Source organism: Roseomonas sp. CAU 1739 (assembly GCF_039839775.1).
Taxonomy (GTDB): Bacteria; Pseudomonadota; Alphaproteobacteria; order Acetobacterales; family Acetobacteraceae; genus Neoroseomonas.
In genome coordinates, this window is the sequence record NZ_JBDOQQ010000003.1 from 346,740 (window position 1) to 368,259 (window position 21,520).

16 protein-coding genes, 1 tRNA gene and 2 pseudogenes are annotated in these 21,520 nt (G+C 68.2%); 3 read left to right on the forward strand and 16 right to left on the reverse strand.

Annotated features, from left to right (window positions below):
• Window positions 1-67: 67 nt before the first annotated feature.
• The 4 genes from AAFN86_RS07785 to AAFN86_RS07800 form a co-directional block, all read right to left on the reverse strand.
• A complete protein-coding gene (locus tag AAFN86_RS07785) occupies window positions 68-1,582 on the reverse strand; it encodes an ABC transporter substrate-binding protein (protein WP_347542719.1) in 1,515 nt (504 codons plus the stop codon).
• Entirely contained in the window at window positions 1,579-2,634 is a 1,056-nt protein-coding gene (locus AAFN86_RS07790; RefSeq protein ID WP_347542720.1) for an oligopeptide/dipeptide ABC transporter ATP-binding protein, read from the reverse strand. The genes AAFN86_RS07785 and AAFN86_RS07790 overlap by 4 nt, the downstream gene beginning before the upstream one ends.
• Entirely contained in the window at window positions 2,631-3,701 is a 1,071-nt protein-coding gene (locus tag AAFN86_RS07795) for an ABC transporter ATP-binding protein (protein WP_347542721.1), read from the reverse strand. The genes AAFN86_RS07790 and AAFN86_RS07795 overlap by 4 nt, the downstream gene beginning before the upstream one ends.
• Before the next feature lie 145 nt (window positions 3,702-3,846).
• Window positions 3,847-5,154, reverse strand: coding sequence for an NtaA/DmoA family FMN-dependent monooxygenase (locus AAFN86_RS07800; protein ID WP_347542722.1), 1,308 nt, complete (start codon window positions 5,152-5,154; stop codon window positions 3,847-3,849).
• Window positions 5,155-5,437: 283 nt separating this feature from the next.
• Here AAFN86_RS07800 and AAFN86_RS07805 point away from each other — a divergent pair, with 283 nt between their 5' ends.
• The gene (locus AAFN86_RS07805; protein WP_347542723.1) at window positions 5,438-7,984 is read left to right on the forward strand and encodes an arylsulfatase; all 2,547 of its coding nucleotides are present in this window, start codon (window positions 5,438-5,440) and stop codon (window positions 7,982-7,984) included.
• A complete protein-coding gene (locus AAFN86_RS07810) occupies window positions 7,981-8,322 on the forward strand; it encodes a hypothetical protein (protein WP_347542724.1) in 342 nt (113 codons plus the stop codon). The genes AAFN86_RS07805 and AAFN86_RS07810 overlap by 4 nt, the downstream gene beginning before the upstream one ends.
• Before the next feature lie 256 nt (window positions 8,323-8,578).
• On the opposite strand, the gene AAFN86_RS07815 is transcribed toward AAFN86_RS07810, so the two are convergent.
• From AAFN86_RS07815 to AAFN86_RS07870, 12 genes and pseudogenes are all read right to left on the reverse strand, one after another.
• The gene (locus AAFN86_RS07815) at window positions 8,579-9,568 is read right to left on the reverse strand and encodes a branched-chain amino acid ABC transporter permease (protein ID WP_347542725.1); all 990 of its coding nucleotides are present in this window, start codon (window positions 9,566-9,568) and stop codon (window positions 8,579-8,581) included.
• Window positions 9,569-9,571: 3 nt separating this feature from the next.
• Window positions 9,572-10,468, reverse strand: coding sequence for a branched-chain amino acid ABC transporter permease (locus AAFN86_RS07820; protein WP_347542726.1), 897 nt, complete (start codon window positions 10,466-10,468; stop codon window positions 9,572-9,574).
• Window positions 10,469-10,485: 17 nt separating this feature from the next.
• Window positions 10,486-11,703 carry an ABC transporter substrate-binding protein gene (locus AAFN86_RS07825; RefSeq protein ID WP_347542727.1) on the reverse strand — a complete coding sequence of 406 codons (1,218 nt, stop codon included), beginning with the start codon at window positions 11,701-11,703 and terminating at the stop codon, window positions 10,486-10,488.
• Between the two features lie 77 nt (window positions 11,704-11,780).
• A complete protein-coding gene (locus tag AAFN86_RS07830) occupies window positions 11,781-13,013 on the reverse strand; it encodes an ABC transporter substrate-binding protein (RefSeq protein WP_347542728.1) in 1,233 nt (410 codons plus the stop codon).
• A 73-nt stretch (window positions 13,014-13,086) separates the two neighbouring features.
• Window positions 13,087-14,313: an ABC transporter substrate-binding protein gene (locus tag AAFN86_RS07835; protein ID WP_408906592.1), complete on the reverse strand. Its 1,227-nt coding sequence runs from the start codon at window positions 14,311-14,313 to the stop codon at window positions 13,087-13,089.
• A 76-nt stretch (window positions 14,314-14,389) separates the two neighbouring features.
• Entirely contained in the window at window positions 14,390-15,628 is a 1,239-nt protein-coding gene (locus AAFN86_RS07840; RefSeq protein ID WP_347542730.1) for an ABC transporter substrate-binding protein, read from the reverse strand.
• Between the two features lie 71 nt (window positions 15,629-15,699).
• Entirely contained in the window at window positions 15,700-16,941 is a 1,242-nt protein-coding gene (locus tag AAFN86_RS07845) for an ABC transporter substrate-binding protein (protein WP_347542731.1), read from the reverse strand.
• A 62-nt stretch (window positions 16,942-17,003) separates the two neighbouring features.
• Window positions 17,004-17,750, reverse strand: coding sequence for an ABC transporter ATP-binding protein (locus AAFN86_RS07850; protein ID WP_347542732.1), 747 nt, complete (start codon window positions 17,748-17,750; stop codon window positions 17,004-17,006).
• Window positions 17,743-18,513: an ABC transporter ATP-binding protein gene (locus AAFN86_RS07855; RefSeq protein ID WP_347542733.1), complete on the reverse strand. Its 771-nt coding sequence runs from the start codon at window positions 18,511-18,513 to the stop codon at window positions 17,743-17,745. Before AAFN86_RS07855 ends, AAFN86_RS07850 begins: the two co-directional genes overlap by 8 nt.
• Window positions 18,514-18,739: 226 nt before the next feature.
• Window positions 18,740-19,525 (reverse strand): annotated as a pseudogene (gene tig / locus AAFN86_RS07860) (trigger factor); the annotation flags it as partial.
• Between the two features lie 630 nt (window positions 19,526-20,155).
• Window positions 20,156-20,572: pseudogene (locus AAFN86_RS07865) on the reverse strand (trigger factor); the annotation flags it as partial.
• A 47-nt stretch (window positions 20,573-20,619) separates the two neighbouring features.
• Window positions 20,620-20,704 (reverse strand) — tRNA-Leu (locus AAFN86_RS07870).
• Between the two features lie 117 nt (window positions 20,705-20,821).
• On the opposite strand from AAFN86_RS07870, the gene AAFN86_RS07875 reads away from it, so the two are divergent.
• Window positions 20,822-21,421: a glutathione S-transferase family protein gene (locus AAFN86_RS07875; RefSeq protein ID WP_347542734.1), complete on the forward strand. Its 600-nt coding sequence runs from the start codon at window positions 20,822-20,824 to the stop codon at window positions 21,419-21,421.
• Window positions 21,422-21,520: the final 99 nt, after the last annotated feature.

Consider the following 21,520-nt stretch of genomic DNA (forward strand, 5'->3'; position numbering starts at 1 on the left):
GGCGCGCTAGCCAAGCCGCGCAGATGCGCGGCTTGGGTGCTTGGCGACGCGGCGGCAGCCACGCGACTCATTGGAAGCGCATCCCCTGGAGCCGGATCATGCCGTCGGCTATCGGCCGATAGCCGGTCAGCCGCGCGGTGTAGGCCATGATGTTGCGGGGGTGCCAGAGATAGACGCGGCTGGCATCCTGCCCGAAGGCGAGTTGCAGCACCTGGGCGTAGAGTTGCTTGCGCTTTTCCACATCGAGTTCGACGCGGGCGGCATCGAGCAGGCGATCGACCTCGGGGTTGGAATAGCGCCCGTCATTCTGGCCGCCGCCGGTACGGCTGAAGGTGTACAGATTGCCATCCGGATCGGTGCGGCCGGACCAGCCGATCAGGTAGGTCTGGAATTCCCCCCGCGTCGCCGCCTGCAATGACGACGCGAATTCGGTCGCGCGCAGCGTGAGGGCGAAGCCCGCCTCGGCGACCATGGCCTGGAGCACTTCGCCTACCTGGCGAAGATCAGGGTTGTTCGGGATCGTCATCTCGACCGGGAAGGGCGTGGTCACGCCCGCTTCGCGCAGCAGGGCGCGGGCGAGATCGACGTTGCGCGGCTCGGGCTGGAAGTCGCGGACGTGGAAGGGGGAGGCCGGCGGGAAGGGCTGGCGCGTGACCAGGTTGATGCCTTCATAGACGACCTGGTTCACCGCGGCGCGGTCGATGGCGAGTTCGAAGGCGCGGCGCACCCGGGCGTCGCGGCCGAGCGGCGTATTGGCGCGATCCCCGTTGCCGATGTTGATGGTGATGCCCTGGTAGCCGAGGCTGTCCACCGCCTGGGCGCGCAGGGCGCGATTGCCCTGCATGGCGCGCAGGTCGCCCGGGTCCATCCGCTCGCCGAATTCGATGGCGCCGGATTGCAGGTTGGCTAGCCGTACGGTGTTGTCCGGCATGGTCAGGTATGTGACGCGATCGAAATGGATGTTCGCCGCATCCCAGTAGTCGCGGAACCGCTCGACCACGATGCGTTCCTGGGCGACGCGCTCGACGAAACGGAACGGCCCGGCGCAGACCGGGCGGGTGCCGAAGTTCCGCCCCAGCGCCTCGGCCGCCTTGGGGCTGACGATCATGCCGGCGCGGTCGGTCAGCGCCGCGAGGAAGGCCGCCGAGGGCGCCTTCAGCAGAATTCGCACGGTGCGCGGATCGACCACCTCGACGCGGTCGACCTCCGAGATCTCGCTGCGGCGGAAGGAGCCCTGCATGGTGAGATGGCGGTCGATGGAGTAGCGCACCGCCTCGGCGTCCATCACCTCCCCGTCATGGAAGCGCACGCCGTCGCGCAGCGTGATGATCAGGCTGGTCGGGTTTTCCCAGCGGAAGCCGGTGGCGAGCTGGGGCACCACTTCAAGCCGTTCGTTGATGTCGAACAGCTTGTCGCACAGCGACATGTAGACGATGCGGCCGACATAGGTGCGCGACAGGGTCGGGTCGAGGATGTCGGGGTCGTCGCGCAGGCCGATGCGCAGGTTCTGCGCCGTGGCGGGGGCGATGGTGGGGACCAGCAGGGCGGCGGCGGCCAGCACGGCGCGGATCATCGTCTTCATTGAGACACTCCCGGTTGCGGGCCAGGGGCCCGGAAGAAGGATTGCAGGCGCTGCAGCCTTTCGCCACCGGCCAGGCGGTCGGGGCGCGGTGTCACCGGCGGCAGGCGGCCGTCGAGGTGGCAGGCGACGGCGTGCGGGCCCCTGGTGAGGTCGGGCACAGTAACGCGGCAGCGATCCTCCACGAAGGGGCAGCGCGTGTGGAAGCGGCAGCCCGGCGGGGGCGAGATGGGGGATGGCACGTCGCCCTCGATGGGCGGGGCCTTGGTGCCGTGGCCGGGAACGGCGGCGAGCAATGCCCGGGTATAGGGGTGCTTGGGCGCGGACAGGACCTCGGCCGCCGGTCCGAGCTCGACGATGCGGCCGAGATACATGACGGCGACACGGTCGGCGATGTGGCGGACGACCCCGAGGTCATGGCTGATCAGCACGAAGGTCAGGCCGAGATCGCGGATCAGGTCGGACAGCAGGTTCACCACCTGGGCCTGAACGCTGACGTCGAGCGCGCTGACCGGCTCGTCCCCGATGATCAGTTTCGGCTGGGAGGCGAGCGCCCGGGCGATGGCGATGCGCTGGCGCTGTCCGCCGGAGAATTCGTGGGGCCAGCGCCGGGCGAGTTCGGGGCGCAGGCCGACGCGGGAGAGCAGGTCGGCGACGCGGGCGCGTTCCTCGCTGCGCGGGACGATGCGGTGCAGGCGCAACGGCTCGGCGACGGCCTGTTCGACCGTCATGCGCGGATCAAGGCTGGCGAAGGGGTCTTGGAAGATGAGCTGCATGTCGCGGCGGCGGGCACGCAGCGCGGCGGCGGAGAGCTTGGTGAGGTCCTGCCCGGCGAAGCGGACGGTGCCGGCGTCGGGAGTGATGAGGTTGAGCATCAGACGGCCGAGGGTGGATTTGCCGCAGCCGGATTCGCCGACGATGGCCAGCGTTTCGCCTTCCGTGACGGCGAGTGAGACCCCGTCCACGGCATGCACCGCACCCGCGCGGCGCCCGAGTGCGTCCCTGACCGGAAATTTCTTGGCCAGGTTGTCGATCTGAAGCAGCGGTCCAGTCATGGGCTGGATGGGCCGACGCTGGTGGCCGGCGCTGTCCTGCTGACAGACAGAGAAAGGAGGGGGTCCGGGGGAGTTCCCTCCCCCGCCCTTCCTGCGAACATACCGTCGAGCGGCGCGCGCCAGCAGGCGGAACGATGGTCGGGCGCGACTTCGACCAGCGCCGGCACCTCGGTGGTGCAGCGTGCGATGGTGAACGGGCAGCGCGGTGCGAAGCGGCAGCCTGGCGGCGGATTGCGCAGGTCGGGCACGGTGCCGTCGATGCTGGCGAGGCGTTCGCCCGGGGTGCCCTCGCCGGGGGCCGCGCCGAGCAGGCCGGCGGTGTAGGGGTGTTCGGGCGTGGCGAACAGCGTCGCGGCCGGCGCCTGTTCGGCGATGCGGCCGGCATACATGACGGCGACGTCGTCGGCGTGGTCGGCGACGACCCCGAGGTCGTGGGTGACGAGGATGACGGCGGTGCCGGTCTCGCGCTTCATGTCGTCGAGCAGGGCGAGGATCTGCGCCTGCACCGTGACGTCGAGCGCCGTGGTGGGCTCGTCGGCGATCAGCAGCTTCGGCTTGCAGGCGAGCGCCATGGCGATCATGACGCGCTGGCGCATCCCACCCGAGAGTTGGTGCGGGTATTGGCGGGCGCGGCGGGCTGCGTCGGGGATGCGCACGCGGTCGAGCATGCGGGTGGCCTCGGCGAAGGCGGCGGCGTGATCCAGGTGCTGGTGGAGGCGGAGGGCTTCGGCGACCTGCTCGCCGGCGGTGAAGGCCGGGTTCAGGCTGGTCATCGGTTCCTGGAAGATCATCGCCATCTCGGCGCCGCGGAGCCGGCGGCGCTCCTCGGCGCTGATGGCGGTGAGGTCGCGTCCGGCCAGGCGGATGGCGCCGCCGATGGTGGCCGTGGCGGGCAGCAACCCCATGACGGCCAGCGCGGTGACGGATTTGCCGCAGCCGGATTCACCGACGATGGCCAGCGTCCGGCCGGGCTCGACGCGGAAGGAGACGCCGTCGAGCACGCGCAGGGACCGACCATCCTGGCGGAAGTCGAGCGTCAGGCCTGCGACTTCGAGGGCCGGGGTCATGGCCCGGCCTCCCTGATGGGTTGGTGCCTCCGCATGGCGTGAGGAAGCGCGGGCTGGCGCGTTTGCGCAAGTCCCCCATGGCGGAATGAAGGGCGTGCCGCGCCCGACCTGCTCGCGGCATGGGCAGCGGGGCGGCGCGACGCGGTCAGAAGGCCAGCAGATTGTCCCTGAACATGGCATGGTCGTAGCTGCGCCGCGTCAGCCCACGCCGTTGCAGTTCCGGCACCAGCCCGTCGGCGATCTCGGCGATGATGCGCCGCGATGTCTCGTTGGTGGTGATGAGGAAGCCATCGCCGCCGACCTCCTCCATCGCCGCGCCCATCTGGTCGGCGACCTGCGCCGGCGTGCCGACCAGCGGGATGGAGCCGGCGTCGGAATAGATCTCGGCGGCCTCGCGCAGCGTCTTGTTGCCGGCCTTCTTGAGGAACTCGTCGAGCGATTGCTGGTGGCCGTTGGTGGTCAGGCTACCGAGCGGCTGGTCGAGCGGCAGGGCGCCGAAATCGAGGTTGGTGATCTTCGACAGATGGGCGAGGCGCTTGGCGATCTGGTCCTCGGAGGTGGCGAGACGACGCTTGTGCTTCGCGCGCGCTTCCTCCTCGGTGTCGCCGAGCACGGGGGAGACGAGGAACAGCACCTTGCAGTCATCGGGGTTGCGGCCGTGGGCGGCCATGCGGGCGCGGATGTCATCGCGATAGGACTTCATCCCCGCCGTGCCTTTGACCATGGCGACGATGGTGTCCGCATGTTGCGAGGCGAAGGCACGGCCGCGTGGAGACCCGCCCGCCTGGGCGATGACCGGCTGGCCCTGCAGGCAGGGGCCGGAGTTGAGCGGGCCACGGACCTTGAAGTAGGTGCCCTGGTGGTCGATGGCGTGGACCTTGGTGTGGTCCACCAGCACGCCGGTCTCGCGGTCGGCGATGATCGCACCTGGTTCCCACGATCCCCAGAGCTTGCGCACCACTTCCATGTATTCATCGGCGATGTCGTAGCGCGCATCATGCGGCGGCATGCCGTCCAGGCCGAAGTTCCGGGCGGCGAAGTCCGATGACCCCGTCACCGCATTCCAGCCGATGCGCCCCGATGAAATCTGGTCAAGCGAGGCGATCTGCCGCGCCAGCAGATAGGGCGGGTAGGCGAAGGTGCCGAGCGTGGTGACGATGCCGATGCGCTTCGTGCTGTGCGCCAGCAGGGCGGCGACGATGGAGGGGTCCTGGCGCGGCGTGGACAGGCCGTGATGGAGGTAGATCTCGCGCGACCCACCGTAGGACTCGCCGACATAGGAGCTGTCCTCGATCAGTACGTAGTCGAAGCAGGCGCGTTCGAGGTTGCGCGTCATCTCGATGAAGAAGTCCGGCACCATCCATTCGGTGCCGATATTGCCGGTCCAGGGCTCGCCCCAGGCCTGGGCGGAGGAACCCTGGAGGAACCAGCCGAGATGGAATTTCCGTGTCATGCGCGCCCTGCGGTCGATGCTGCGGCGCAAGGTCGCGCGCGGCGGCGGTTCGGGCAAGACGGGGTTGGAGGGCGTCAGACGCCCCGGAGGCAGCCAATGCCCGTTGGACAGACATGATGTGCCTGTTGGTCCGCCATGGCGTGGCCTTACCCGCGGCTGGTCAGGTTGCCAATTCCGGCTGCACATTGCGGGTGAATTCACGGCGTCAGCGTGCGACGCTGCCCCACTGAAGATTGCGAACATGCATCGGACCTGCCGCCGGCTTGATGAAGGAAGGCGTTCCGTGTCCATCGCCATCACGCTCCTGCGTCATCTGTTGCTGCCGGTGCTACTCCTCTGCGCGGGGCTGCCGGCCATGGCGCAGCAGGTACGCGGCACGCCTGGCGCGCCGAACGCCGTGGCGTTCCCCGACAGCCGCACCCTGCCGGTGCCGACGCCACCCTTCACCGGCTCCATCCTGCCCAATGCGGTGGACAGCACGCCGGCCTGGGCGCCGCAGATCATGCCACCCGAAGGCGCGCCCAATGTCCTGCTGATCCTGCTCGATGATGCCGGCTATGCGTCGAATTCGGCCTTTGGCGGGGTGATCCCGACGCCGACGCTCGACCGGCTGGCGCAGGGCGGACTGCGCTACACGCAGTTCCACACCACCTCGCTGTGCTCGCCGACGCGGGCGGCGCTGCTGACCGGACGCAACCACCACAACGCCGGCTTCGGCGTCGTGTCGGAAATGGCCACCGGCTATGACGGCTACAACGCGACCATCCCGCCGGAGACGGCCCATGGCGCGGCAACGCTGCAATTGAACGGCTACGCCACCGCCTGGTTCGGCAAGAACCACAACATCCCGCCCGCGGAAGCCAGCCCCGCCGGGCCGTTCAGCCATTGGCCGGTCGGCCAGGGCTATGACTACTTCTTCGGCTTCGCCGGCGGCGACACCAGCCAGTGGCAGCCCGGCAACCTCTATCGCAATACCACTCCGATCCAACCCTTCGACGGCAATCCGGGGTGGAACCTGATCACGGCCATGGCCGATGACGCGATCCGGCACATCAACACCCTGCATGCGGTCTCGCCGCAGCGGCCCTGGTTCGTCCACTACGCGCCGGGGGCGACGCATGCGCCGCATCATCCGCCGCCCGAATGGATCGCCCGCTTCCGCGGCCAGTTCGACGAGGGCTGGAACGTCATCCGCGAACGCATCTTCGAGAACCAGAAGCGGCTCGGTGTCATTCCTGCCAATGCGCAGCTCACACCCTGGCCGGACGAGTTGCGCCGCTGGGATGACCTGTCCGCCGATGAAAAGCGGCTGTTTGCCCGCCAGGCCGAGGTCTACGCCGCCTACATGGCCTATTCCGACCATGAGATCGGCCGCGTGGTGCAGGCGATCCAGGATCTCGGTCAGCTCGACAACACGCTGATCATCTTCGTCACCGGCGACAATGGCGCGAGCGCCGAAGGCCAGCTCAATGGCTCACCCAATGAGTCGAGCTTCTTCAACAATGTCGAGATCCCGGTGGCGCCGCAGCTGCCGCTGATGGACGTCTGGGGCAGCGACCGGACCTATCCGCATTTCGCCGTCGGCTGGTCCTGGGCCTTCGATACGCCGTTCCGCTGGACCAAGCAGATCGCATCCCATTTCGGCGGCACGCGCAACGGCATGGTGATGCACTGGCCGCGGCGCATCACCGACCGTGGCGGCATCCGCACGCAGTTCCATCATGTGATCGATGTGGTGCCGACCATCCTCGAAGCCGCCGGCATCCCCGTCGCGCGGAGCATCAACGGCATCACCCAGCGGCCCTTCGACGGCGTCAGCATGGTCTATACCTTCGACCGCGCCAACGCGGATGCCCCATCGCGCCGCCGCACCCAGTATTTCGAGATGCTGGGCAATCGCGGCATCTATCACGATGGATGGTTCGCCAACACGATCCCGGTCGCGCCGCCCTGGAACGGCATGGCGCCACGGCCGACCGACGTGCTGAACGGCTTCCAGTGGGAGTTGTTCAACCTTGCCGACGATCCGACTCAGTTCCGCTCCGTCGCCAGCGAGCATCCCGACCGGCTGCGCATGATGCAGGGGCTGTTCCTCGCCGAGGCGGCATGGAAACAGGTCTTGCCGCTGGATGCCTCGGCGCTGGATCGCTTCCTCACGCCGCGGCCCGGGCCGGCGGCGGGGCGGACGCAGTTCGTCTACACCGCCCCGGTCTCATCGCTGCAGGATGCGAGCGCGCCGAACATCCTCAACCGCGCCTGGCGCATCACCGCCGAGATCGACGTGCCGCAGGGGGGTGCCAACGGCATGCTCGTCACCCATGGCGGGCGGTTCGGCGGCTACGGGCTCTACCTGGCCGAGGGCAAGCCGACCTTCACCTACAACTTCCTCAACATCGCACGCGGACGCTGGCAAGGGCCGGCGCTGACGCCGGGGCGGCATACGATAGTGTTCGACTGGCAGCCTTCGGCCGATGGCCGCTTCCCCCTGCCCTTCGGGCGCGGCGGCACGGGCGTGATGTCGGTCGATGGCCAGGCGGTGGCGACGCGGTCGATGCCGCGCACTGTGCCCATCATCATGACGCTGGATGAGACCTTCGATGTCGGCATCGATACCGGCACGCCGGTCGATGACCGCGACTACCAGGTGCCCTTCGCCTTCACAGGGCGGCTGGTAAAGGTCACGGTCGATCTCGGGGCCAGCACGGTCACGCCGGAATCGCTACGCGACCTGCAGCGGATGCTCGAAGCGCGGAACCTGCCGGTGGTGGGCGGGCTGATCGGCGACATGGAGGATTTCGTGCAGCGGATGGAGCAGGGCCGCGGGCCGTGACGGCGGTCTTCCGCGTCGCGGTCGCCGTGGAGGCGCTGACGGGCCTGGCGCTCGTGGCGAGCCCGGCATGGGTCGTGTGGCTGATCCTCGGCCACGACCTGGCCACGGGTGCTGTGGTGCCGGGGCGGATCGCAGGGCTCGCTCTGCTCGCCTTCGCGGCGGCCTGCTGGCACTGGCCGAACGCGACGGCACGTCGCGCGATCCTCCTGTTTCAGCCGTTGATCGCGGTGCCGCTGCTGGGGGTCGCGCTGGTCAGCGCGCTGGGCGGGCCGCTGCTGTGGCCGGCGATCCTGTACCATGTGGGTGCGGGGGTCACGCTGTCGCGGGGGCGCGGTTGAAGCCAGGGCAGAAGATTGGAGGGGCGCTGCCCCTCCAAGCCACCCCGCCAAAGGCCAGTGGGCCTTTGGAAACCGATACCTGGCGCATGGCACCACGGGCAGGATCAGTGCAGGAATTCGGGTCTGGTGCCCGACGCGACATTCGCGCCGGGGACAAACCGCGGCAGCCAACACCAAGTCGAGGTTTCCAAAGGCCTTAAGCCTTTGGTGGGGTGAGGTTCGGAGAGGGGCAAAGCCCCTCTCCGTGCCCCTCGCCCTACAGCTTCACCTTCAGCAGGTTCCCGATCTCGCCGATCAGCCCGCGCCGGAACGCCAGCACCACCGCCACGAAGATCGCCCCCTGGATCACCGTGACCCAGGCGCCCATCTCCGCCAGGTAGTTCTGCATGGTCACGATCACCGCCGCGCCAACCATCGGCCCGAACACCGTGCCGAGGCCACCGACGAGCGTCATCAGCACCACCTCACCCGACATGGACCAGTGCACGTCGGTCAGCGTGGCGATGCCGAAGACCAGCGACTTCACGCCACCCGCCACGCCTGCGATCGACGCCGAGAGGATGAAGGCGACCAGCTTGTAGTCATCCGTGCGGTAGCCGAGCGAGGTCGCGCGCGGTTCGTTCTCGCGGATCGCCTTCAGCACCTGGCCGTAGGGTGAATGGATGATGCGGTGGATCAGCACGAAGGCAGCCAGGAAGACCCCGGCGACGAACCAGTACATGTTCATGTCCGGGCCGAGGTCGATGACGCCGAACAACCGCCCGCGCGGAATCGCCTGGATGCCGTCCTCGCCGCCCGTGAAGGGCGCCTGGACGCAGACGAAATAGACCATCTGCGCGAGGGCGAGGGTGATCATGGCGAAGTAGATGCCTTGCCGGCGGATGGCGATCCAGCCGAAGGCCCAGCCCTGCAGCCCGGCGACGATGGCACCGGAGATGACCGCGACCTCGGGCGTGAAACCCCAGGCCTTGGCGGTGTAGCCGGCAATGTACCCGCCCATGCCGAAATAGGCGGCGTGGCCGAAGGACAGCAGCCCGACATAGCCGATCAGCAGGTTGAAGGCGCAGGCGAACAGCGCGAAGCACAGCAGCTTCATCAGGAAGACGGGATACAGGAAGAACGGCCCGGCGATGAGCGCGCCCACCAGGATGATCAGGGCGACGAACTGCGCCCGGCTGTACCCCAGGAAGGCCTGCCCCTCGCCAGCGGTGGCGGGCATCGGCCCGGCAGTGGTCTCGGATGCCATGGGTCAGGCCCTCCCGAAAAGACCGGCGGGTCGCGTGAGCAACACGATCGCCATGATGACGAAGATGACGGTGGCCGAGGCCTCCGGCCAATAGACCTTGGTGAGGCCCTCGATGACGCCGAGGCCGAAGCCGGTCAGCACGGAGCCCAGGATCGAGCCCATGCCCCCGATCACGACCACGGCAAAGACCACGATGATGAGGTTGGTGCCCATCTGCGGATTGACCGAGTAGATCGGCGCGGCAAGCACCCCGGCGAGTGCGGCAAGGGCAACGCCCGCGCCATAGGTCAGCGTGATCATGCGCGGCACGTTCACGCCGAAGGCCTGCACCAGGGCGGCATTCTCGGTCGCGGCGCGCAGATAGGCGCCCAGGCGCGTCTTCTCGATCACCAGCCAGGTGATCAGGCAGATGATCAGCGAGAACAGCACCACCCAGCCGCGATAGATCGGCATGAACATGAAGCCGAGGTCCCATGCACCCGAGAGTTCCGCCGGGATGCGGTAGGGCAGGCCGGAGGAACCGAATTCATTGCGGAAGACGCCCTCGATGATCAGCCCGATGCCGAAGGTCAGCAGCAGGCCGTAGAGGTGGTCGAGCTTGTACAATCGACTGATCATCAATCGCTCGATGATAACGCCTGTGGCCCCGACGATCAGAGGTGCGAGGATCAACGCCCCCCAATAGCCAATGCCGGCCCAGGTCAGCAGCATCCAGGCGACGAAGGCGCCCATCATGAACTGCGCGCCATGGGTGAAGTTGATGATGTTGAGCAGCCCGAAGATCACCGCGAGGCCGAGCGAGAGCATCGCATAGAAGGCGCCGTTGATCAGCCCGAGCAGGATCTGCCCGAACAGCAGCGGCGCCGGGACGCCGGATATTGTCTCGATGAAGTCGAGCATTGACGATCAGGTCCTTGTCACGAACGCACGAGAGAGCAGCCACCCTCGGCCACGGGCCGGAAGGCTTCCTCCGCCGGGGTGGTGGCGGCAACCTTGTAGTAGTCGAAAGGCGCGCGGGATTCCGCAGGCGTCTTCACCTGGAACAGGAAAACCGGATGGATCTTGCGGCCATCCTCGCGGATGCGCCCCGGGCCGAAGGCGTCATCATCGGTGGGCATCGCCTTCATGCGCGCCACCGCCGCGCGGCCATCGGCCTTGGCGGCTGCCGCACCCATATCGGCCACCGCCTTGAGGTAATGCAGCGTCGCGCCATAGCAGCCGGCCGGCACCATCGCCGGCGGGCGGTTCTGGTTGGCCGCGCGGACGCGCTGGGTCAGCGCCCGGGTGCGGTCATTGAGGTCCCAGTAGAAGGATTCCGTCAGCAGCAGCCCCTGCGCGGATTCCAGGCCCAGGGCATGGATATCCATCACCCCCATCAACAGCGCGGCGAGCTTCATCGACCGGTGCAGGCCGAATTCGCGTGCCGCCTTGATGGTGTTCACCGTGTCGGTAGAGGCATTCGCCATGCCGAGCACCTTGGCGCGGGACGCCTGCGCCTGGACCACGAAGGAGGAGAAATCCGTCGTCGCCGGGAATGGATAACGCACCTGCCCGAGCACCTGCCCACCCGCCGCGCGCACGAAGGTCGCCGTGTCGCGTTCCAGCGCGTGGCCGAAGGCGTAGTCGGCCGTGATGAAGAACCAGCTGTCGCCGCCGGTGCGTACGATCGCCCCGCCGGTGCCCTTGGCCAGCATCCAGGTGTCGTAGGTCCAGTGCACCGTGTTCGGGCTGCATTGCGCGCCCGTCAGGTCGGATGTCGCGGCCCCCGAATTGAGGAAGACCTTGTTCTTCTCCCGCGCGATCTGGTTGACGGCGAGCGCGACCGAGGAGGTCGGCACGTCGACGATCGCGTCCACCCCCTGGTCGTACCATTGCCGCGCGAGGTTCGCGCCGACATCGGGGCGGTTCTGGTGGTCGGCGGACAGCACCTCGATGGCAAAGCCGCGATTGGCCATCTCGGCGGCCGCGGCCTGCGTCAGAACGAGGCTGCCCGGCCCGGTGGTGTCGCGATACGGCCCCGACATGTCAGTCAGCACGCCGATGCGGATAGGCTGTCCCTGGGCGCGTGCGCGTGAGAACGGCGCGACCGCCGCTGCGGACCCCGCGGCGAGAAGACTGCGGCGATTGAAGTCCATGACCCGTCCTCCTTGTTGCCGGCCGGCGGGCGGTGGGTGGGGTTCGGCACCCCTGCCCCGCCCCCCGCCCGCCCGTTTCAGCTACGCACCAGCGAACAATTGCCTTCGGCGAGCGGGCGGAACGCCTCATCCCCCGCTGTCGTCTGCAGCAGCTTATAGTAGTCGTACCGGCCGCTGCTCTCGGACGGCGCCTTCACTTCGAAAAGATAGGCGGGGTGCAGCTTGCGCCCGTCCTCGCGGATGCGGCCCGGACCGAAGCAGTCATCATCGCAGGGCATCGCCTTCATCCGCGCGACGACCTCGGCGCCATTCGCCTTGGCGCGGGCTACGCCCATATCGGCGACCGCCTTGAGATAATGCAGCACCGAGGCATAGCCCCCCGCATGATTCATGCAGAGGGGCGTGTTCGGCTGCAGGTTGGCCGCGACGCGGCGGGTGAAGGCCCGCGTGCGGTCATTGAGGTCCCAGTAGAAGGTCTCGGTGCAGATCAGCCCCTGGGTCTGTTCGAGGCCGAGGGAATGCACGTCCGGCATGAACATCAGCAGCGAGGCGAGCTTGATGCCACGCCGGGTGAGGCCGAATTCCGAGGCCTGCTTGATGCAGTTGATGGTGTCGCTGCCGGCATTGGCCAGCCCGATCACCTTGGCGCGGGACGCCTGTGCCTGAACCAGGAAGGAGGAGAAGTCGGTGGTTCCCGGGAAGGGCGTGCGCACCTGGCCCAGCACCTGTCCGCCGGCGGCGCGGACGAAGCTCGCCGTGTCGCGTTCCAGCGCATGGCCGAAGGCGTAGTCCGCGGTGACGAAGTACCAGCTGTCCCCACCCGCCCGCACGGTCGCCCCGCCGGTGGACTTCGCCAGCATGTAGGTGTCGTAGGTCCAGTGCACGAGGTTGGGCGAGCAGGCCCGCCCCGTCAGGTCCGACGTCGCGGAGGAGGAATTGACGTAGACCTTGTTCTTCTCGCGCACGACGTCATTGACAGCGAGTGCCACCGATGACGCGCCGCCATCGACGATGCAATCCACCCCTTCCCGATCGAACCAGGTGCGGGTGATGTTCGATCCGACATCGGCGCGGTTCTGGTTGTCGGCGTAGACGACCTCGATGTTGAAGCCGCGATTGGCGAATTCGGCCGCTGCCTGGCGGACGCAGGCGAGCTCGTTCGGACCGGTGACGTCGCGATAGGTGCCAGAGAAGTCACACAGCAAGGCGATCTTGATGGTATTGGCCGCCTGCGCGCGGGCGCGCGTGAAGGGCAATGCGCCAAGCCCGGCGCCGGCGGCCAATACGGTACGGCGGTTGATCTCGCTCATTCCTGTTTTCCTCACCTGTTTCGTTGCCGCGCTTGCTTTTTTTTATGCGCGTTGGGTAGGCACGACGTCCGGTTCAGCCACGCACGAGCGGGCAGCCTCCATCGGCCAGAGGGCGATAGGCTTCGTCGGCGGGCGTGGTCTGCAACAGCTTGTAGTAGTCCCAAGGCCCACGGCTTTCGCCCGGCGCCTTCACCTCGAACAGGAAGGACGGGATCAGGCGGCGGCCATCGACGCGGATGGTCCCCGGCCCGAAGCAGTCATCCTCGGTCGGCATGGCCTTCATGCGGTTGACCAGGTCGAGGCCCGACGCCTTGGCCGCCGGCACGCCCATCGCCGCCACGGTCTTGAGGAAATGCAGCGCGGCCGAATAACAGCCGGCATGGATCATCGACGGGTAGTTGGTGGGCGTGCGGCGCACCACGCGCTGCGTCCAGGCACGGGTCTTGTCGTTGGTGTCCCAGTAGAAGGATTCCGTGCAGACCAGCCCCTGCGCCGTCTGCAGCCCGATGCCGTTGACGTCGTTCAGGAACAGCAGTAGCGCGGCGAGCTTGATGCCGCGCCGGGTGATGCCGAATTCCGCCGCCTGCTTCACGCAGTTCGCGGTATCCCCGCCGGCATTGGCGAGGCCGATCACCTTGGGTCGCGCGGCAGCGGCCTGCACCAGGAAGCTGCTGAAATCGGTCGTGCCGGGAAACGGCGTGCGGACTGCGCCGAGCACGCGGCCGCCGGCGGCGCGGATGAAGTTGGTGTTGTCGCGTTCCAGCGCGTGGCCGAAGGCGTAGTCGGCGGTGATGAAGAACCAGCTGTCGCCGCCCGCGCGCACCATCGCCCCGCCGGTCGACTTCGCCAGCATATAGGTGTCGTAGGCCCAGTGCAGCGTCGTTGCCGTGCAGGCCGGCCCGGTCAGGTCGGCGGTGGCGGAGCCGACATTGATGTAGGCCTTGTTCTTCTCCTTCGCGATCTGGTTGACCGCGAGCCCGACCGAGGAGGTCGGCACGTCGAGGATCAGGTCCACGCCCTGATCGTACCATTGCCGGGCGATGTTGGACCCGACATCGGGGCGGTTCTGGTGGTCGGCTTCCAGGACCTCGACCGTGAAGCCGTGGCTCGTGCCGAATTCGGCGACCGCTTCGCGCGTCGAGGCGACGGAAGTCGGGCCGGTATTGTCGCGGTAGGTGCCGGACATGTCGGTCAGCACGCCGATGCGGATGGTGTTCGCCTGCGCCCGCGCGCGCGACAGCGGCGCGATGGCGGCAGTGGCGGCACCGGCGGCGAGCAGGCTGCGACGGGTCGTATCGATCAAGGCGAATTCCTCCGTGTTTGCTTGTCGGTACCGGACGGGGTCGTTGCCCCGCCCGGGGATGGTCACGCCTGGATCAGCTGCGCACCAGCGAGCAGCCTCCCTCCGACAACGGCCGGAAGGCCTGGTCGGCCGGCGTGGTCTGCAGCACCTTGTAGTAGTCCCAGGCGCCGCGGCTCTCGCCCGGCGCCTTCACCTCGAGCAGGTAGGCCGGCATGATGCGTCGGCCATCGGCGCGGATCGAGGTGTCGCCGAAGGCGTCGTCCTGCACCGGCATCGCCTTCATCCGCGCGACCGTCGCCGCGCCATCGGCGCGCGCCGCGGCGGCACCGAGTTCGAGCACCGCCTTGAGGTAGTGCATCGTCCCCGAATAGCAGCCGGCCTGGGCCATGCCCGGCCGCAGCTGCTGGGGCATGTTGGGCAGCACGCGGGCGGTGAAGGCACGCGTCCTGTCGTTGAGGTCCCAGTAGAAGGTCTCGGTGCAGACCAGCCCCTGTGCCGTCTGCAGGCCAAGCGCATGGACATCGGAGATGAACATCAGCAGCGCCGCGAGCTTCGTCCCGCGCCGGGTCAGCCCGAATTCAGCCGCCTGCTTGATCGAGTTGATGGTGTCGCCGCCGGCATTGGCCAACCCGACGACCTTGGCGCGGGAGGCCTGCGCCTGCACCAGGAAGCTGCTGAAATCGGTAGTGCCGGGGAACGGTGTGCGCACGGCCCCCAGCACGCGCCCGCCGGCGGCGTTGATGAAGGCGGAGGTGTCGCGTTCCAGCGCATGGCCGAAGGCGTAGTCGGCGGTGATGAAATACCAGGTGTCGCCGCCAGCGCGGACCATCGCGCCACCCGTGCTCTTCGCGAGCATGTAGGTGTCATAGGTCCAGTGCAGCGTATTCGGCGTGCAGGCGGACCCCGTGAGATCCGACGTCGCGCCCGAGGAGTTGATGTAGACCTTGTTCTTCTCCTTCGCGACCTGGTTGACCGCCAGCGCGACCGAGGAGGTCGGCACGTCGATCACCATGTCCACGCCGTCGCGGTCGAACCACTGGCGGGCGATGTTCACCCCGACATCGGGGCGGTTCTGGTGGTCGGCGACGACCACTTCCACATTCATCCCGCGCAGCGTGGCGCCCAGGTCGGTGATGGCCTGGCGCACGCAGGCCACCGAACCCGGGCCGTTCACGTCGCGATACAGGCCGGACTGGTCGTTCAGCACACCGATCTTGACGGTGTTCGCGGCCTGCGCGCGGGCACGATGCAGCGGCAGCGCCCCGAAGGCGGCGCCCGCGGCAAGCAAGCCGCGGCGGTTGAACTCGGTCATTCGTCTCTCCCTGGTGGCATCAACGGTTGGGCCGGCGGGTCTTTCCCCCGCCGCGCCCCGGCAGGTTTCGGTCAGCTGCGCACGAGCGCGCAGCCGCCATCGGCAAGCGGGCGGAAGGCCTGGTCGGCGGGCACGGTCTGCACGACCTTGTAGTAGTCCCATGCACCCCGGCTCTCCTCGGGCTTCTTCACCTCGAACAGCGTGACAGGGTGGATCTTGCGGCCATCGACGCGGATCGTCCCCGGACCAAAGGCATCGTCCTCGGTCGGCAAGGCCTTCATGCGCGCGATGGTCGCGGCGCCATCGGCCTTGGCGGCGGCGACGCCCATGTCCTTCACCGTCTTGAGGTAGTGCAGCGCGCCCGCATAGCAGCCGGCCTGCGCCATGGTCGGCGGCGCGTTGTTCGGCATGGACGGCCGCACGCGGGTGGTGAAGGCGCGGGTGCGGTCGTTAAGGTCCCAGTAGAAGGATTCCGTCAGCACCAGCCCCTGCGCGGTCTGGAGTCCCAGCGAATGAACGTCGGTGATGAACACCAGCAGCCCGGCGAGCTTCACGCCGCGCCGCGTGATGCCGAATTCGGCCGCCTGCTTGATGCAGTTGATGGTGTCCCCACCAGCATTGGCCAGGCCGATCACCTTGGCGCGGGACGACTGCGCCTGCACCAGGAAGCTGCTGAAGTCGGTGGTGCCGGGGAACGGCGTGCGGACCTGCCCAAGCACCCGCCCGCCGGCCGCGCGCACGAAGCCCGCGGTGTCGCGTTCCAGCGCATGGCCGAAGGCGTAGTCGGCGGTGATGAAAAACCAGGTATCGCCGCCCGCGCGCACCATCGCGCCACCGGTCGAATTCGCCAGCATCCAGGTGTCGTAGGTCCAGTGCACCGTGTTCGGGCTGCACTGCGCGCCAGTCAGGTCGGAGGACGCGCCGGTGCTGTTGATGTAGGCCTTGTTCTTCTCCCGCACGATGCCGGCGACGGCCAGCGCGACGGAGGAGGTCGGCACGTCGATGATCAGGTCGACGCCGTCGCGGTCGAGCCACTGGCGCGCGATGTTGGACCCGACATCGGGTCGGTTCTGGTGGTCCGCCTGGATCACCTCGACGGTGAAGCCCAGCGCGCCGAGTTCCTGGACCGCCTGGCGCACGCAGGCCGTCGAACCCGGACCGGAGAGGTCCCGGTACAGCCCCGACTGGTCGTTAAGCACGCCGATCTTGATCGTGTTCGCGGCCTGTGCACGGGCGCGCGAGACCGGTAGCGCCCCCCAAGCGGCAGCGGTGGCACCGGCGGTCAGCACATTGCGGCGGGAAAGGTCGGTCATCGTCCCAGTCTCCTTCTAAACCGGGCGCGCCGGCAGCCAGGCGCACCTGTCACAATCCGGCATCAGACGCCGAGATATTCCTGCAGACGACCCATCGAGCTCGCGAGGTCGGCATTGCGCACCATGTCCACCACCTTGCCGTGCTCCATCACGTAGTGACGGTCGGCGACCGTCTGCGCGAAGCGGAAGTTCTGCTCGACCAGCAGCACGGTGAAGCCGCGCTGCTTGAGCGCGCGGATGGTGTGGCCGATCTGCTGGACGATGACCGGCGCCAGGCCCTCGGAGGGTTCATCGAGCAGCAGCAGCTTCGCACCCGTGCGCAGGATGCGCGCGATGGCGAGCATCTGCTGCTCGCCGCCCGACAGTTTCGTGCCCTGGCTGCGCGCGCGTTCCTTGAGGTTGGGGAACAGCTCGTAGATTTCGTCGAGCGGCAACCCGCCCGGCCGCACCACCGGGGGCAGCATCAGGTTCTCGGTCACGTCGAGCGAGGCGAAGATGCCGCGTTCCTCGGGGCAATAGGCGATCCCTGCCCTGGCGATCACGTCCGAGCGCGCGCCGATCAGCTCCCGACCGGCATAGTGGATCGAGCCCGACCGCTTCGGCACCACGCCCATGATGGAGCGCAGCGTCGAAGTCTTGCCCGCGCCATTGCGGCCCAGCAGCGTGACCACCTCGCCTTCGTGGATGTCGAGGTTCACGCCATGCAGGACGTGGCTCTCGCCGTACCAGGCTTCCAGCCCGCGCACGGCCATCAGCGGCGAGCCACCTTCCTGTGCCGCCATCGGCAGGGTCGCGAGGGTGTCAGCCATGGGCGGCCTCCGTGGGCGCTTCGGTACCGAGATAGGCGGCGATGACGTCCGGGTTGCGCGCGACGGTGGCGTAGTCGCCCTCGGCCAACACGCGCCCACGTGCCAGCACGGTGATGAAGTCGCACAGGCCGGACACGACGGTCAGGTTGTGCTCCACCAGCAGCACCGTGCGCCCCTGCGATACTCGGCGGATCAGCGAGACGATGCGCCCGACATCGTCATGCGTCATGCCCGCCGTGGGTTCGTCCAGCAGCATCATCACCGGATCGAGGGCCAGCGTCGTCGCAATCTCGAGCGCGCGCTTGCGGCCATAGGGAAGCTCGCCGGCGGTCAACTCGGCATAGCCGGACAGGCCGACATCCTCGAGCAAGGCCCGCGCGCGGTCGTCATAGCTGCGCAGCACCGAATCCGAGCGCCAGAAGTCGAAGGACCCGCCGCGGCTGCGCTGCAGCGCGACGCGCACATTCTCGAGCACGGACAGATGCGGGAAGACCGCCGAAATCTGGAAGGAGCGCACCAGCCCCAGGCGCGCCACCTCGGCCGGCTTCATGCCGGTGATGTCGCGCCCGTCATAGCGGATGGTCCCGCGGGTCGGCGGCAGGAACTTGGTCAGCAGGTTGAAGCAGGTGGTCTTGCCGGCGCCGTTCGGGCCGATCAGGCCATGGATCGTGCCGCGGCGCACCGACAGGGCGACATCGTTCACGGCCACGAAGCCGCGGAACTCCTTCGTCAGTCCCACCGTTTCCAGGATGGCGTCAGTCACCCTTGAAGTTCTCCCTTTGATCGGCGGTCCGTCTGGCCGCTCGTGTTCTGTCTAGCGATGTAGGCGAGGCCCGGTCGGCGGCGCAAGGCGGGTCCGATGAAAGGTGCTGATTTACTTCGCTAAGGCGCGCCAAGGGGATGAAAGCAGGGCGTGATGCATGAAAAAGGGGCAGCCAAACCTGGCTGCCCCCTGTCGAACCACCTGCCGGGTTGCGGCGTGGGCGCGGTCAGACCGCGGCGGCGGACAACTCCTCGGGGGTCACCTGGCGGTCGGTGACCTTGGCGAGTTCGATCATGAAATCGACCACCTTCTCCTCGAACAGCGGGGCGCGGAGGTTCTCGGCGGCCTGCGGGTTCTTGCGGAAAAACTCGAGCACCTGCTGTTCCTGCCCCGGATAGCGTGAGGCTTCCTGGTAGACGGCGCGCTGCATCTCGTCCTGGCCGACCTGGACGTTGTTGGCCCGGCCGATCTCGGACAGCATCAGCCCGAGGCGGATGCGCCGCTCGGCGATGCCGCGATACTCGGTCTTCAGCGTCTCCTCGTCCTTGCCCTTGTCGTCCTCGTCCAGCCGACCGGCCTTGAGGTCGGCCTCGACGCGCTGCCAGATCTGGGCGAACTCGGCCTCGACCATGCCCTCGGGCACCTGGAAGGACGCCTTGTCCGCCAGGCTGTCGAGCAGCGCGCGCTTCAGCTTCAACCGCGCCAGGCCGTCATATTCACGCTGCAGGGACGAACGGATGGCATCCTTCAGCGCGGCGAGGTCGGCCATGCCGACGGCCTTGGCCAGTTCGTCATCCACGGCCTTGGGCGTGCGGGTCTTGAGCGCCTTGGCCGTGATGGTGAAGCGGGCGTGCTTGCCGGCCAGTTCGGCCGACCCGTAGTCGCCGGGGAAGACGACGTCGATGTCGCGCGAATCGCCGGGCGACATGCCATCCATCTGCTCGGTGAAGCCGGGGATGAAGCCGGCGCCGCCGACTTCGATCGGCATGTCCGAGGCGGTGCCACCGGCGAAGATGCGCGCCTCGGGCTCCTCGGCGCCAGCGAAGACGCGGGCGGGACCGACGCGCAGGGTGAAGTCCAGCGCTCCGGCGGGCAGCACGATCACGAAGGTCGGCAGCGCCTGCACCGGCGCGTCGCCTGCGGCGAGCGTCAGCGTCATGCGGTCGCCATCCGCACCCATCGTCGCGGGGGCGCGCTGGTGGATGTCGTTGCCGTTGTACATCTCGTTGAAGCCGAGCTTGGGCTCGGCCCCGGCCGGCAGGGCGCCTTCGGCGACGCGCACGGAAGCCAGCAGCGTCAGCGTGTCGCCGCCTTTCACCGACAATTCGTCTGCCGGGGCGAATTGCAGGCGCAGCACGGCCTTTTCGCCCGGCGAACCCGTCACCTTCAGGTCGAAATACGGGCGGCCGGCTTCGCTGCCGATGGCCGAGATCTCGTGGTCGAAGGTGCCGACCTTGTCGATGTTCCAGCCGGTCGGCAGGGACCCCGGATTGCCCGGAACGGCGCCCAGGCCAGGGCCATTCTTCAACAGGTCTGCCGGCAGGCGGCCGGTGAAGTCGCTGACCAGTATGTCGCCCTTGCCGGCGGCGCGCGGCTCGGCATCGGCCAGTTCACCATTGCGTTCGGCGATCGAGGCCAGCGCCTTGTCCACCGCCTCCTCGCTCGGCTCGGCCTTGAGGCGCTCGAGCGCGATGCCCGAGAAGTCCGGCATCGGCACGTCCGGCAGGATCTCGAGGTCCATGCGGAATTCGAGGTCCGCACCCTCGGCGAAGTTGGTCAACTCGATCTTCGGCTGCAGGGCGGGCTTCAAGCCGCGGTCGGTCACCACCTGGCGCGAGCTGTCGGTGACGGTCTGTTCCAGCACCTCCCCCAGCACGGCGGAGCCGTAGCGCTGCTTGACCACCGACATCGGCACCTTGCCAGGGCGGAAGCCGGGCATGGTGACGGTCTTGGCGATCTCGGCGAGACGCTTGTCGCGCGCAGAGGCGAGGTCGCCCGCGGCAACAGTGACGGAATAGGCGCGCTTCAGCCCGTCATTCGCGAGCTCGGTGACCTGCATCGAGGGACGTCCATCCAATAAGGCTAGAGAGAACCGGCGGCGCCAATTGGTGCGGGCGAAGGGACTTGAACCCCCACGGCTTGCGCCACTGGAACCTAAATCCAGCGTGTCTACCAGTTCCACCACGCCCGCCCACGGAGGCGCCGCGCAGCGGAGAGGCGCGGTCTGTAGCGCAGGACGGCCGGCTTTCCAAGGCATGGCTGGACGATGACAGCGAGGGCGGTCCAGGCTGGGGCCCAGCCGAGGACCTTGGAGCGGCCCATAATCCTGATCGGACAGTATGATTCGCCCTTCGTCCGCCGGGTTGGCATCGCCCTGACCCTGCTTGGCTTGGCCTTTGAGCACCGGCCCTGGTCGACTTTCGGCGATGCGGCGCTGATCCGCCCCTTCAGCCCGCTGACGCGGGTCCCCGTGCTGGTGGTCGACGGCGTGCCGCTGGCCGACAGCCACCAGATCCTCGCGCATCTGGACGAAGCCGCGCCGGGCGGGCGGGCGTTGATGCCCGCCGATCCGGCCGCCCGGCTGGCCACGCGGCGCCTGGTCGGGCTCGCCACCGGCCTGGCGGAGACCGCGGTGGGCCTGTTCTATGAGGTGAGGCTGCATGACAGCCCCTCCCCGCTGCTGATCGAGCGGCGGCGGGGGCAACTCCGCGCGACGGCGGCGGTGCTGGAGGGGGACGCGGCAGCGGCGACGCCGTTCCTGTGCGGCGGGTCGATCGGCCATGCCGACATCGCGATGGCGACGGCTTTCCGATTCGTGGCCGAGGCCCATCCCGGCCTTCTCCCGCCCGGGGACATGCCGGCGCTGGCCTGGCGGTGCGCCGCCCTGGAGGCAACCGCGGCGTTCTAGGCGATCCGCCAACCCTTCATCCCGCCGGGCTGAGCGGCGCCCCGGATCGCATGGCGGGCGGCACTCGGGCCGGTCGAAGGCCTGGCTCCCGGCGTGCGC